We start from the raw sequence: 13,726 nt of genomic DNA on the forward strand, positions 1-13,726 counted from the left end.
TAATATGTAAGTAAAACCAACTGATTTAGTCGGAATAAGGAGGAGCACTATTCATGGCTAGAATTGTACAAAGCGTGATCGATCTTATTGGGGATACACCGCTTGTTCGCTTGAACCGTTTGGTACCGGAGGACAGCGCAGAAATTTACGTGAAGCTTGAGTACCAGAATCCCGGCGCAAGCGTTAAGGACCGTATTGCAATCAGCATGATCGAAGTAGCTGAACAGCAAGGTATCCTTAAACCGGGTGATACTATCGTAGAACCAACTAGCGGTAACACAGGGATCGGTCTGGCAATGGTAGCTGCCGCTAAAGGTTATAAAGCGATTCTCGTTATGCCTGAAACAATGAGCGTTGAGCGTCGCAACCTGCTTCGCGCTTACGGTGCTGAGCTTGTGCTTACACCGGGATCTGAAGGTATGAACGGAGCAGTTCGCCGTGCGGAAGAGCTGCAAGCCGAGAATCCTTCTTACTTCATTCCGCAACAATTTAAGAACCAAGCAAACGTGAAGGTACACCGCGAAACAACCGGCCCTGAGATCGTTGAAGCGATTAACTCGCTTGACGGCAAGCTGGATGCATTCGTTGCGGGTATCGGTACAGGCGGTACGATTTCCGGTGCCGGTGAAGTACTGAAACAAAACTTCCCGGGCATCAAAGTAGTAGCTGTTGAGCCTGCTGCTTCTCCGCTGCTCTCCGGTGGCGGCCCTGGCGGTCACAAAATCCAAGGGATTGGCGCTAACTTTATCCCTGAGATCCTAAACCGCGAGATTTACGACCAAGTCATCACAATTGAGAATGAAGAAGCTTTCGAAACGGCTCGCCGTGCAGCGAAAGAAGAAGGCATTCTCTGCGGTATTTCCTCCGGTGCAGCGATCTTCGCAGCATTGAAGGTTGCCAAAGAACTCGGTAAAGGCAAACGTGTCGTTGCTATTGTTCCATCCAACGGCGAACGTTACCTGTCCACACCGCTGTTCAACTTCGAGAACTAATCGTAAGCGTTTTGCTTACTCACAGAGGGTCCCCTTTCCAAGGGGATCCTTTTTTATATTGATAAAACACCCCATCCAAGGAAAAGATAAACAAATCCTTGGCAGAAAATGAGGTGTTGCAGCGGTGACAGTGACCACCCCGAAGACTGACGATTGGAATACCTATCATCTTGCACTTCAAGAGCGTACCTACCGAATCGAATGGCTGTCCTCCATGGCGGACCAGCAAATTATGCGGGAACGCTTCTTACCGATGCTCCAGATGCATAAGCCCCATTCCAGCGAAGAGATGAAGCTGATCCTGCCGATTGAAAATATCGAAATTAAATCACGTGCCGATATGCATCAATATTTACTGAAGGGGTATATCAGTGTAACGATTGAAACAGCCGGTGTCGCTCATCCCGACGTCCTCTTCTTTCCTTGTAAGAAAAGCAATTATCGGGGTGTTGAGACACCGCTAGAGGAGTTTGCGGAATCTGGGCCCATGGAAGCCTTCTCGGAATCGCTGGAGATGAATTTGAATCTCATTCGCAGACGTCTAGTGTCCGAAGAACTGCATGTACGGAATCTCGTACTCGGCTCGGCCAAGCTGCCTGTCTCCATTGTCTATTTGGCCGACCATGTTATGGAGGCGGACCGTTTAAATTATCAAGTCGAACAAGCGTCAATCGATCATCCGAAGGCGCTGATGGATATCTCCAGCTTTGCCATGCTGCTGCCGAACGGTAAAAGCCCCTTTTTCCCTCCGTATGATTTTGCCGAATTGCCGCTGCAGACGGTGCATTCGCTGGAGTCTGGGAAGGTTGTCATGCTCATGGAAGGCTCACGCAAAGCCTTAATTGCCCCAACTTCCATCGAGGATTCGTTTATGACCGCTTCTGACCTGTTCTCACCTCGCTATTACGTCGTTCTTATTCGAGTCATTCGGGTAATCTGCTTTATTCTGGCTCTATTGCTGACGCCGCTTTATGTAGCTGTAGCCACTTATAATTTTCAAATGTTTCCGAGTAAAATCATTGAAACGCTCTTAGTTTCACGTTACCGCGTTCCCTTCTCTCCATTCGTAGAATCTCTGTTTATGGAGATTCTGGTTCTCATACAGCTTGAAGCCGTTACTCGTCTTCCAACCAAGCTTTCGCAAAGCGCAGGCATTGTAGCGGGCATTGTTCTGGGGACAGCAGCTGTGGAAGCGGGAATCGTGAGCAATGTCATGCTGGTCCTGGTATCCATATCGTCTTTGCTGACGCTTGCCTCCGCAACGGTTCAACTGCGAGGCATGTTATTTTTCCTCAAAGTGCCGGCCTTATTGTTGGCGGTTATCCTGGGGCTCCCGGGCATTTGTATGTTTTGGTTTTTATTGCTGTCATGACTGTTTGCCGCTCGATCCTTGAACAAGCCGTTTGCGCTATTCGGCGTTCATCCGCTATCCCGCTATATAAAGGGGAAGGGGTGAGCAATGATGCGACAAGATCGCATTACGGCATGGCAATTCTTCTATATGGCTTGTGGACTTCAGGGAGCTGCAAATTATTATATCGTTACCAGTAAACTTACCGGGTATGTGGGTACTTCGAGCTTTATGTATGTGCTTGCAATTGCCATCGCCATCGGCATTTTATGTATGCCTTTAGGCAAAACAATGACGGGGAGCGTAAACCAAGATTTCGTTGCCAGCCATCTCGCTGCATTTGGAAAACCGATTGGCGTTATGCTGCTGATGCTTTTTTTTGCAGCTTTGCTTCTGGTTGGAGGGATAACAACGAATCAAATGGTTCTGCTTCTAGACCGTTATCAGACGCCTAACTTCCAGTCCTATTGGGTGATCGCGCTCTTCTTGGTCTGTGCGGTTGTAGCGGCTAAAGGCGGTGTCCGCGTCTTTGCGGGGCTCTTCTTCGTTGCACTTTGTATGCGAGTTCTGGAGTATGTGCTGATTATACTGGGGTCGCTGCCTTATTTTGAAATAAGATCCGTCTTGCCGCTTTGGAGCGGTCAACTGCAGCAGCTGGGAGGGGGAGTCTCTAGCGGGACAGCTTTGTTTAGTGGAATTGAGCTGCTGCTATTTCTCAAGCTCAATACAAGCGGCCTCAAGGCATCCCGAATACGTTACGCGTTATGGGCGGCGATTGGCGTGAATAGTGCGTTTACGATCCTATCCTTGTGGCTGATGCTTGGCGTGTTTGGCATTGAGATTGTTTCTACGGGCACGGTAACGACCGTCGATTTATATAAAATCATGTCCTTTCCCTTCTTCGAGAGCATCGATCAAGCGGGGGTAAGCTTTCAGCTGTTTCGTCTGCTGCCCATTCTATCTCTGCTGCTGTGGGTGATTTCTTCTTTGCTGAGGAAAACAATTTTATGCAAATGGCCGGAAACAGCTCATCTGTGTTTGTCTGCTCTGCTGCTTCTTGCAACGGCGGTTACCCTCTGGTATTCACGGTATACCCTTCTCATTCAAAATTGGCAGCCTCTCATAACGGTGTTTATGGTGGGAGCTTATATCCCTCTTTACGGGCTGCTTAGCCGTAAAGCCAAAGGGTCCGGAAAAGCATCGGCAGTTCAAGAGGGGAGCTAGAGGTAATGCCGCGTAAAGGATTGTTCTGTATAACGCTGTTGATGATTCTGCTGCTGCTTCCGGGGTGTCAAGGAGACTTACTTGAGAAATTAAGTATTGTTTATGGTATTGCTTATGAGCCAAGTAAGGATGCCAAGGATTTAGTCGCGGCCTCGTATTTGATCCCGCTGTATAAGAAAGACGGCGTGGAAAGTCAGATCGTTCGGACACAAGCCCAATCTACGATTGAGACACGGAATTTGGCTGCCCTCAAGACCGGAGGCAAGTTTGTTGATGAGAAGACGCAGGTAGTGCTGATTGATCAAGGGCTGGCACGCCAGGGGGTTTACAACCGTTTATTAATTTATTATGCAAGCAGGCTAAATCTGCCCGGTAATATGTCACTGACTGTGACAGAGACTTCGCCTTCAAGTCTTCTTGAAATGCCTATGAAGGATATTGACCCAGGCACCAGCATAAACAATCTCCTGGCTAAGAACGAGAAGCAAGGCGTCATACCGCTAACCAATTTATTAACTTTTGTTCGTCAACATGCAAACAAAGGACAAGATCCTTATCTGCCGCTTATACGTAAGGATGGTGAAGGTCCCCGTGCTCAGTTGGTGGGGCTGGCATTGTTCAAAGATGATCGTTACGTCTTTCCTTTGAAAGGATATCGGAGCATGCTGCTGTTCTCCTTGCTTCAGCAGCCAGTGGCCAATGGCTATTATGATACCGATGAGCAAGAGAAGCCGCTGCGCATGTTAATCGAGCATTCAAGTACTAAGTATGTTTGGGAGGCATCCAGTAAGGTAATGACGATTCGCATCAAGATTCATGCTTATCTTATTCCTAACTTCGCAACCCCGATGGAAAAGTATTCAAGGAGTGAGTTTGAGCAATTGAAAAAGAAGGCTGAGCAGGATATGGAGCAACAAATCAGTAAGCTGATTGGGCGATTGCAGCGCAGTAATATCGATCCAATCGGCTTAGGGGCAATCGCGAGATCTCAGGATCGGCATTGGAAGGCCGAAGCATGGTATGCGATGTATCCGCTGCTGAAGGTTCAAATCGCGGTAAAGGTGGATTTTGATTCAGAACGCAGATAACCTTCTTTTCTTTTTCCCACAATTTCGGTATACTAGCTTGCAAACAAAGAGAGCAGGCCATGACGGCCGCGGCTCTCTCGAACGGATAGGAAGTGAGGGGCTGAGAATGGAACGTACAGCCTTTAAGGATTGGTTGAACTGGCGGGAAGAGGGTTACACTTCGCTGCCAGTGCTTATGAAGCGCGAGCTCGGCAGTGGTGAAGGGCGTCCGGCCTCATGGGAAGCGGCGTGGAAGACGGCATCGCCGCACGCGTTCGTGCTGGAGAGTGGCAAGGATGGCCGCTATACGTATTTAGGGCTTAATCCTGCGTCTGTTATCCGTGGTAAAGGAATGGAAGCAGAGGCGGTCGATCTTGTTGATGGTCGTGTAACCACATATAAGGAGAAACCGCTCGAAGCGGTGCGCAGCTGGATGGGCGGCCTTAGAGCGCCGCGAGTGCCGGGTGCACCGAAATGGACAGGCGGCTGTGCAGGCTTCTGGAGCTACGATGTTATTCGCTCAATCGAGCGGCTTCCGGTGCAGGCGGCAGACGACCTGGACCTGCCTGATTATTTGTTTATGCGGATGGACGAGCTGTGGATCGTGGATCATCAAGAGGAGCAGCTTTACTGCGCTGCACATACTGCACTAACGGGACAAGAAACGAAGGAACAGCTCGAAGTTTTGTTCGAAGCAGCTTGTATTCGTGTGCAGCGCATGGCTGAGCAGTGGACTGCTTTTGCCAGAGGAGAAGCAGCGGCAGCAGCAGAAGCTTTGCGGAGTGCTCGGACTCGCTTTATGGAAGACGGTTCCCTTCAAATCGACTTGGAGTCGGTAAACGGGATTACGTCCCCTTTTGCCAAGGAAGCCTTCAAAGCGGCGGTGGAGCGAATTCGGGACTATATCGCGGCAGGCGACGTGTTTCAGGTTAATCTCTCCCAGCGTCAAAGCCGTAACATTCAGTCGAGTCCGGAAGAGCTCTATGAATGGCTTAGATTGTTCAACCCCTCGCCCTATATGGGATTCTTGAATTGTCCGGACTTCCAGCTCGTATCGGCTTCGCCGGAGCTGCTGGTGGAGCTCTCGGATGGCAAGCTGGCTACGCGCCCCATTGCGGGTACGCGTCGTCGCGGACTGACCGAAGAAGAGGACCTTCGGATGGCCGAAGAGCTTCGGAGCAACGAGAAAGAACGGGCAGAGCATATCATGCTTGTCGATCTGGAGCGCAATGATCTTGGCCGTATATCGGCATATGGCTCGGTTCACGTATCGGAGCTCATGGTTATCGAATATTACAGCCATGTGATGCATTTGGTATCGCAAGTTGAAGGCCGAATTGCCTCAGGCAAGGACGCTTATGATGTCATTGGAGCGACCTTCCCGGGCGGTACAATTACAGGTGCGCCTAAGATCCGTACGATGGAAATCATCGAAGAGTTGGAGCCGACGCGGCGCGGGCCTTATACCGGATCGCTCGGATGGATTGACTACAACGGAGATATGGAATTTAATATTATTATAAGAACGATGTCGGTGAAGGATGAAGTCGTCCACATTCAGGCAGGAGCGGGAATCGTCATTGATTCTGATCCGGAGCGTGAATACCGCGAATCACTAAGCAAAGCCAAGGCACTGTGGAAGGCGATCGAGTACAGCGAGCAATGGGCAGAAGCAAGCCGCGCTCGGCTGTAATCCAAAGGGGGAAACGCAAATGATATTGGTCATCGATAACTACGACTCATTTACGTACAATTTGGTTCAGTACTTGGGAGAGCTGGGCGAGGAGATTGTCGTGAAACGCAATGATGAGATTGGGCTTGAGGATATTGCGGCCCTTGCACCGGATCATATTCTGATTTCGCCGGGACCATGCAGCCCGAATGAAGCGGGTATCAGCCTTGCCCTCATTGAACGTTTCAAAGGCATTATTCCGATATTCGGCGTATGTCTTGGCCATCAAGCGATCGGACAAGCTTTCGGAGGCGACGTTGTTCGCGCTGAGAAGCTGATGCACGGCAAGACCTCGCAGATTCATCATGACGGCCGCACGATTTTCGAAGGAATTCCTTCTCCTTATACGGCGACGCGTTACCATTCCCTAATTGTGAAGAAAGAAACACTTCCGGATTGCCTGGAAATCAGTGCAGAGACGGAAGAAGGCGAAATTATGGGACTGCGCCACAAAGAGTATCTCATTGAGGGCGTTCAATTCCATCCGGAGTCGATCATCACCGAGAACGGACTGAAGCTGCTTCGTAATTTCCTGAACATGCGGGCAGGCGCGGTACGATGAAGATCGGATGGAATGGCAGCATCAAGTTACAGGAAGAGGCCGTGATCTCGGTTTACGATCACGGTTTTTTGTATGGAATGGGCCTCTTCGAGACGTTTCGCACCTATGGCGGTGAGCCGTATTTACTGGAGCGGCACTTGGAGCGTTTGTCGGCCGGATGTGAGTCGCTTGGCATCAAGTGCAAGCTTGATACAGCTGAGCTGCGAAGCTGGCTTCGCGAGCTAATGGCTGCTAATGAGCTGGAAGAAGCGTATGTTCGACTGACGGTTACCGCAGGCGAAGGTGTACTTGGTCTTCCGACCGGGGATTATGAAGAGCCGAATGTGCTGCTGCTTGTAAAAGCACTGCCTGGACCTAATGATGACCTCTATCTTAACGGCCGTGAGTTAGCGTTGCTGCGGACCTTGCGGAATACGCCGGAGGGCGAGGTGCGTTTGAAATCGCTCCACTATATGAATAATATTATAGCAAAGCGGGAATTGGCGGCGACCGCCTGGGCTGCCTCGGGAGCAGAAGGGCTCATGCTGACCCGGGAAGGGTGGCTGTCCGAAGGAATCGTCAGCAATCTTTTCTTCGCTCACGCAGGTAAGGTATTCACGCCGGACATTGAAACAGGTATTCTTCCGGGAATTACACGCCAGCGCGTAATGGAGCTGGCTCGGGAAGCGGGAATAACCGTCGAAGAAGGATTCTATACGTGGGCAGAGCTGTCGGAGGCTGAAGAAGTTTGGGTAACGAACTCGATTCAAGAGCTTGTACCTGTTACTGTGTTAAGGGATGATGACGGCTGCCGAACAGTGATTGGGAGTGGACAAGCCGGCTCGATCACACGGAAGCTGCTGGCAGCATATCGGGAGGATACCCATTCATGAAAGCATGTATATCAGAAGATAAAGTAAAACAGTGGCCCTTTGAGCGGGGCTACGTATTTCCGAACGGTGTGCAGCTTGCGCTTGGAACACGGACGCTGATCATGGGCATTTTGAATATGACACCGGACTCCTTCTCTGACGGAGGACGGTATAACGAAGTGGAAGCGGCCGTTCGTCATGCCAAGCAAATGGTTGCAGATGGCGCAGACATCATCGATATCGGCGGGGAGTCGACACGTCCGGGATTCGAGCCTGTTCCGCTTGAGGAAGAGCTGAAGCGGGTCATCCCCGTCATTCGCGCAATTCGCGAGGCAGTGCCGAACATTTCGATTTCTATTGATACCTATAAAGCTGAAACTGCCGACCAGGCTTTGCATGCGGGAGCACACATTATCAATGACATATGGGGACTTAAAGGTGACCCGCGAATGGCCGAGGTTGCTGCAGCACACCGCTGTCCCGTCATTATTAGTCATAATAGGCAGGCTAGAGACTATTCCGATTTGGTCAAAGACGTCCTGGTTGATTTGCGCGAAAGTATCACAATAGCGCGAAACGCCGGTGTATCGGACGAATTAATCTGGCTCGACCCGGGGATTGGGTTTGCTAAGACCTACGAGGATAATCTCGCGCTAATGGGCAAGCTTGATCAATTGGTGGCAGAAGGGTTTCCCGTGCTGCTAGGCACCTCTCGCAAGAAGTTTATCCGCGAAGCGCTGCAATTAAATTCGAATGAAATCACGTTTGGCACAGCGGCGACGACCGCGCTTGGCATCATGCAGGGCTGTCAGATCATCCGCGTACACGATATTCGCGAGAACAAGCAGACCGCATTAATGAGCGATGCCATTGTATATCCGCGCGTGAAGTCGATATAGGAAGAAATTTGTCGAAGAATGGGGAATAAAACATGGACAAAATGACTCTAAAAGGGATGCGGTTCTTCGGATATCACGGCGTTTTTCCGGAGGAAAACAGACTCGGCCAGCAATTCTATGTCGATCTGTCGCTTCAGATGGACTTATCGCAGGCAGCCAGAACCGACGATCTTGAACATACGATCAACTATGCCGAAATTCATGCCCGGGTGAAGTCAATTGTTGAAGGACCGCCATTTAAACTGATTGAGGCGCTGGCAGGTCACGTTGCATCGGCCGTCCTCGACGCTTATACTAGTGTAAATGAAGTGACGGTGTCCGTAACGAAGCCGAATCCGCCATTTGAAATCTTTTTCGACGGCGTGACGGTGGAACTCTGCAGAAAGCGGGATGACTATGGAACCGAGCGGCCCGCAAGGCATTAATGATCTGAAACTCATCCTTCGCACGGATGAGGCAAACGCATATATAGCACTCGGCGCTAATGTGGGCGATCGACAGCAGCAGCTTCGGAACGCACTTCATTTGCTGGACAGCCACCCAGCGATAACGGTTGTACGGGCATCGGCAATTTACGAAACCGACCCTGTGGGCTATACCGATCAACCGGCGTTTCTTAATATGGCTGCTGCACTGCGAACCTCGCTTGAACCACATGAACTCTTGCATGCGATGCTTGCGATGGAGCAGCAGCTTGGAAGAAAGCGAGATATCCGCTGGGGGCCGCGAACCATTGATTTGGATTTGCTTTTATATGAAGGAGTTACGCTTGCGGAAGAGGAGCTTATACTGCCGCATCCACGTATGATGGAGCGTTCGTTTGTGTTGGTGCCTCTTAGCGATGTACTGGCGGAGGAGCATTCACTGCAGAAGCAAGTGAAAGAAATCGCAAAGCAAGCGCTACAAGACAGAGGGGAAGGAATCGCGCTATGGAATACGATCAATTGGCCGGGCGCGTCCGCGCATTCCGAAAGCTAAAGGGCTATACGCAGCAAGAGCTCGCTGCCAAGCTAAGCGTTTCTGTTGCTGTGCTCGGATCGCTAGAGCGGGGAACGCGCAAGCCGGATCCTAAGCTGTTGGAGCGCATTTCGGACACACTCGGTATCAGCTACAGCGAACTGACCGCCGACTTTAAATGAGTATTACGCTGGTTTAATCATGGTTTATAAATTGTTTTTAACTCAGAAGGGAGTCTGGACGTTCATGCTCAAAATCGGAAACATCAAGATGAAGAATCAAGTCGTGCTGGCGCCGATGGCAGGTGTGTGCAACCCGGCTTTTCGACTGATAGCCAAAGAATTCGGCACCGGTCTGGTTTGCGCCGAGATGGTTAGCGATAAGGCTATCCTGCACGGCAACAAGCGCACGCTGGAAATGCTGTTTGTAGATGAGCGCGAGAAGCCGCTTAGCTTGCAAATTTTTGGCGGTGACCGCGAATCGTTGGTGGAGGCTGCTAAAGTCGTCGATAAGCAAACAAACGCAGATATTATCGACATCAATATGGGCTGTCCTGTGCCTAAAGTCACAAAATGCGACGCAGGTGCGAGATGGCTGCTCGATCCGAACAAAATCTACGAAATGGTGTCGGCTGTTGTCGACGCTGTCGATAAACCGGTCACGGTGAAGATGCGGATCGGATGGGACAGCGAGCATGTATTTGCCGTTGAGAATGCGCAAGCCGTTGAGCGTGCGGGCGGCAAAGCTGTCAGTGTTCATGGCCGTACGCGGGAGCAATTGTATACCGGTACTGCCAATTGGGATATTATAAAGGATGTTAAGCAATCCGTATCCATTCCCGTTATTGGTAATGGTGATGTGTTCTCTCCAGAGGACGCACGCAGGCTGCTTGACCATACCGGCTGCGATGGTGTCATGATTGGCCGTGGAGCACTCGGTAATCCGTGGATGCTGTATCGGACAATCCAATATTTGCAGACGGGAGAGCTGCTTCCGGACCCAACGCCTCGCGAGAAGCTGGACGTCGCTATTTTGCATATGGATCGTCTTGTTAACTTGAAAGGCGAATCGACGGCCGTTCGCGAGATGCGCAAGCATTTGGCATGGTATCTCAAAGGGATTCCAGGTGCGGCAAGAGTCAAAGACGTCATCATGGAAGAAACGACACGCGACAACGTAGTGCAGATTCTAGGCCAGTATGTCGAGTCACTGGGTGAGCTGAGCGAAGAGCCTACAGCCTCGATCACACCTTCCACTTCATCGGAAGAAGCCGTATATCACTAATCCAAGCGCAAAGGAGCTCATAAGCGAGTGCCTTTGCGTTTCGTGGAGTTAAGCGATTACATTTGCTGGTTGGCTTTCGTTGACATATAGGGGAAGTTGAAATATAATCTTCCAATAACAAACCGTCCGCCTGGTTTATGACTGGCAATTCTCATTCCTGCGCGGTGTCATCAAGGGCATGATGCGTAATATATTAAGTAACAGTGATTCATACACGGTATGAAAAAATGCCACACGACAGGAGAATTGTAACATGAGTGATAAAGAGATTATCCTTACACAAGACGGCCTGAAGAAGTTGGAAGATGAGCTTGAAAACTTGAAGTCCGTCAAACGTCGTGAAGTTGCTGAGCGGATCAAAGTGGCTATCGGCTATGGCGATATCAGTGAAAACTCGGAGTATGAAGACGCTAAGAATGAACAGGCGTTTATCGAAGGTCGGGTTATTACACTTGAGAAAATGCTCCGTAACGCCCGTATTATCAATAACGATGAAATCAATATTGAAACGGTGAGCATCGGTTCTATCGTTACGGTTGAAGATTTGGAGTTCGGTGATACGATGGAGTATGCGATCGTCGGTTCGGCTGAGTCGGATCCGCTTAAGAATAAAATCTCTAATGAAAGCCCGGTTGGCAAAGCTATTCTTGGCAAGAACAAAGGCACGATCGTAGAAGTAAGCGTACCAGCCGGCATCATTCAATATAAAATCGTTGATATCAAAAAATAAACCAGGCATGCCTTTTGAGAAAGCTTCCTTGAGGAAGCTTTTTTCAACATTGTGGAGCAGGAATGTGTTCTGCTCTGGCAAGGGTAATAGGGCAGCGGCTGTACCGCCCTGCCTTTCTGGACCAACAAGGAGATGAATCGTGGTGGAGCAAGGAACGCAAGAACAAGAATTAAGCGAGCTTCTGCAAATTCGCAGAGACAAGCTGGACGAGCTCCGCGGACTGGGCATTGACCCATTCGGCGGCAAATTTGAACGGACTCATCATGCTAAGAACATCGTAGATACGTATGAAGAGGTAAGCAAGGAAGATCTCGAAGCTCAGGCTGTTGAGGTTACCGTTGCAGGCCGAATCATGCAGAAACGCGGAATGGGTAAAGCAAGCTTTGCTCATATTCAAGATTTGAGCGGCAAGATTCAGATCTACGCGCGCAAGGACACCGTCGAGGAAGCTCAGTATCAAGCGTTCGATCTTCTGGATCTTGGCGATATTATTGGCGTGCGCGGCGTTGTCTTCAAAACAAACACAGGCGAAACCTCTATTAAGGCGAAAGAAATCACAGTGTTGTCCAAATCGCTTCTGCCGCTTCCCGAGAAATATCACGGCCTCAAAGACGTAGAGCTGCGTTACCGTCAGCGTTATGTAGATTTGATCGTGAGCCCGGAAGTACAGCAAACGTTTATCTTGCGCTCCCGTATTATCCAAACGATGCGTCGTTACCTGGATGCGCAGGGTTACCTGGAAGTCGAAACACCAACACTGCATTCCATTGCTGGCGGTGCTGCGGCTCGTCCGTTTATTACCCACCACAATGCACTCGACATGCAGCTGTACATGCGTATCGCAATTGAGCTTCACTTGAAGCGCCTTATTGTCGGCGGCATGGAGAAAGTATACGAAATCGGCCGCGTTTATCGGAACGAAGGCATTTCGACACGTCATAACCCTGAATTTACGATGATTGAGCTCTACGAGGCTTATGCGGATTATAAAGATATTATGGCTCTAACTGAGTCGCTTATTGCACATATTGCGCAAGAAGTGCTGGGAACTACGAAAATTATGTACCAAGGTACGGAAGTTGACCTAACGCCGGCATGGCGCCGTGTGTCGATGGTTGAATTGGTCAAAGAAGCGAAAGGCGTCGACTTCAGCCAGCAAATGACAGACGAAGAAGCGCATGCACATGCTAAAGCGCATAATGTGAAAGTTGAGCCGCATATGACTTTCGGTCATATCCTTAACGCATTCTTCGAGGAGTTCTGTGAGCATACGTTGATTCAACCGACGTTTGTGACCGGTCATCCGGTTGCGATCTCGCCGCTTGCTAAGAAGAACGATCTCGATCCGCGCTTTACGGATCGGTTCGAGTTGTTCATCGTGGCGCGTGAGCACGCGAATGCCTTTACGGAGCTGAACGATCCAATCGATCAGCGTCAACGTTTTGAGTCGCAGCTGCTTGAGAAAGAACAAGGCAATGACGAAGCGCATGAAATGGATGAGGATTTCATCCGTGCGCTGGAGTACGGTATGCCGCCAACAGGCGGACTTGGCATCGGAATTGACCGTCTAGTTATGCTGCTTACAGATGCACCTTCTATTAGAGACGTACTGTTGTTCCCGCTTATGCGTGAGCGTGCAGGCGAATAATCAAATTAAACAGAACCGCCGGGGTGAGTAGCGAGTAGCCCTGGCGGTTTTCTTTATGGAAGCGTACAGCGAAAAACAGTGCTCCAAGAAGAAATTGAAAAAAGTTTAAAAAAAGGGTTGCAATCATGTTGTGGGCTATGATATATTAATCAAGTCGCCGCTGAGACACGGGCGAATGAGCAAGAAAAACACGAAGTATTTGTTCTTTGAAAACTGAACAATGAGCGACCAGTCAAATGGTCATAAATCGCGAAACTAACGTTTCGCAAGCTAGTTTTTTTGAATGAGCTAACAAGCAAATTCATAAACGGTCTTCGGACCACTTTTATGGAGAGTTTGATCCTGGCTCAGGACGAACGCTGGCGGCGTGCCTAATACATGCAAGTCGAGCGGAGTTATTCCTTCGGGGATAGCTTAGCGGCGGACGGG

At 49.9% G+C, this 13,726-nt stretch carries 14 protein-coding genes and 1 rRNA gene; all 15 read left to right on the forward strand.

The features are described 5' to 3' along the window. Nucleotides 1-53: 53 nt before the first annotated feature. The gene (gene cysK / locus AC0YN4_RS30190) at nt 54-992 is read left to right on the forward strand and encodes a cysteine synthase A (RefSeq protein WP_475784595.1); all 939 of its coding nucleotides are present in this window, start codon (nt 54-56) and stop codon (nt 990-992) included. Nucleotides 993-1,116: 124 nt separating this feature from the next. Then, nucleotides 1,117-2,364, forward strand: coding sequence for a spore germination protein (locus AC0YN4_RS30195; RefSeq protein WP_475837532.1), 1,248 nt, complete (start codon nt 1,117-1,119; stop codon nt 2,362-2,364). A gap of 87 nt (nt 2,365-2,451) precedes the next feature. Next, nucleotides 2,452-3,567 (forward strand): GerAB/ArcD/ProY family transporter, encoded by a 1,116-nt coding sequence (locus AC0YN4_RS30200; protein ID WP_475784593.1) that lies wholly within the window; start codon nt 2,452-2,454, stop codon nt 3,565-3,567. A 5-nt stretch (nt 3,568-3,572) separates the two neighbouring features. Beyond that, entirely contained in the window at nt 3,573-4,655 is a 1,083-nt protein-coding gene (locus tag AC0YN4_RS30205; RefSeq protein WP_475837533.1) for a Ger(x)C family spore germination protein, read from the forward strand. A gap of 106 nt (nt 4,656-4,761) precedes the next feature. After that, the gene (locus AC0YN4_RS30210) at nt 4,762-6,327 is read left to right on the forward strand and encodes an anthranilate synthase component I family protein (protein ID WP_475784591.1); all 1,566 of its coding nucleotides are present in this window, start codon (nt 4,762-4,764) and stop codon (nt 6,325-6,327) included. Between the two features lie 19 nt (nt 6,328-6,346). Then, entirely contained in the window at nt 6,347-6,928 is a 582-nt protein-coding gene (gene pabA, locus AC0YN4_RS30215; RefSeq protein ID WP_475784590.1) for an aminodeoxychorismate/anthranilate synthase component II, read from the forward strand. Beyond that, the gene (locus tag AC0YN4_RS30220) at nt 6,925-7,800 is read left to right on the forward strand and encodes an aminotransferase class IV (RefSeq protein ID WP_475784589.1); all 876 of its coding nucleotides are present in this window, start codon (nt 6,925-6,927) and stop codon (nt 7,798-7,800) included. Before pabA ends, AC0YN4_RS30220 begins: the two co-directional genes overlap by 4 nt. Continuing rightward, entirely contained in the window at nt 7,797-8,678 is an 882-nt protein-coding gene (folP, locus tag AC0YN4_RS30225) for a dihydropteroate synthase (RefSeq protein ID WP_475784588.1), read from the forward strand. Before AC0YN4_RS30220 ends, folP begins: the two co-directional genes overlap by 4 nt. Before the next feature lie 32 nt (nt 8,679-8,710). After that, nucleotides 8,711-9,103, forward strand: coding sequence for a dihydroneopterin aldolase (gene folB, locus AC0YN4_RS30230; protein WP_475784587.1), 393 nt, complete (start codon nt 8,711-8,713; stop codon nt 9,101-9,103). Next, on the forward strand, nt 9,075-9,656 hold the full coding sequence (folK, locus tag AC0YN4_RS30235) for a 2-amino-4-hydroxy-6-hydroxymethyldihydropteridine diphosphokinase (protein ID WP_475784642.1): 582 nt from the start codon (nt 9,075-9,077) through the stop codon (nt 9,654-9,656). The genes folB and folK overlap by 29 nt, the downstream gene beginning before the upstream one ends. Continuing rightward, the gene (locus AC0YN4_RS30240) at nt 9,608-9,817 is read left to right on the forward strand and encodes a helix-turn-helix domain-containing protein (RefSeq protein WP_475784586.1); all 210 of its coding nucleotides are present in this window, start codon (nt 9,608-9,610) and stop codon (nt 9,815-9,817) included. The genes folK and AC0YN4_RS30240 overlap by 49 nt, the downstream gene beginning before the upstream one ends. A gap of 64 nt (nt 9,818-9,881) precedes the next feature. Further along, nucleotides 9,882-10,919: a tRNA dihydrouridine synthase DusB gene (dusB, locus tag AC0YN4_RS30245; RefSeq protein WP_475784585.1), complete on the forward strand. Its 1,038-nt coding sequence runs from the start codon at nt 9,882-9,884 to the stop codon at nt 10,917-10,919. Nucleotides 10,920-11,172: 253 nt separating this feature from the next. Continuing rightward, nucleotides 11,173-11,649 carry a transcription elongation factor GreA gene (greA, locus tag AC0YN4_RS30250; RefSeq protein WP_091225471.1) on the forward strand — a complete coding sequence of 159 codons (477 nt, stop codon included), beginning with the start codon at nt 11,173-11,175 and terminating at the stop codon, nt 11,647-11,649. Between the two features lie 139 nt (nt 11,650-11,788). Then, complete coding sequence (gene lysS / locus AC0YN4_RS30255) at nt 11,789-13,297, forward strand: lysine--tRNA ligase (protein WP_177186844.1); 1,509 nt, start codon at nt 11,789-11,791, stop codon at nt 13,295-13,297. Nucleotides 13,298-13,621: 324 nt separating this feature from the next. Beyond that, nucleotides 13,622-13,726 (forward strand): 16S ribosomal RNA (locus tag AC0YN4_RS30260); the annotation flags it as partial.

Source organism: Paenibacillus sp. J22R3, from assembly GCF_056269305.1.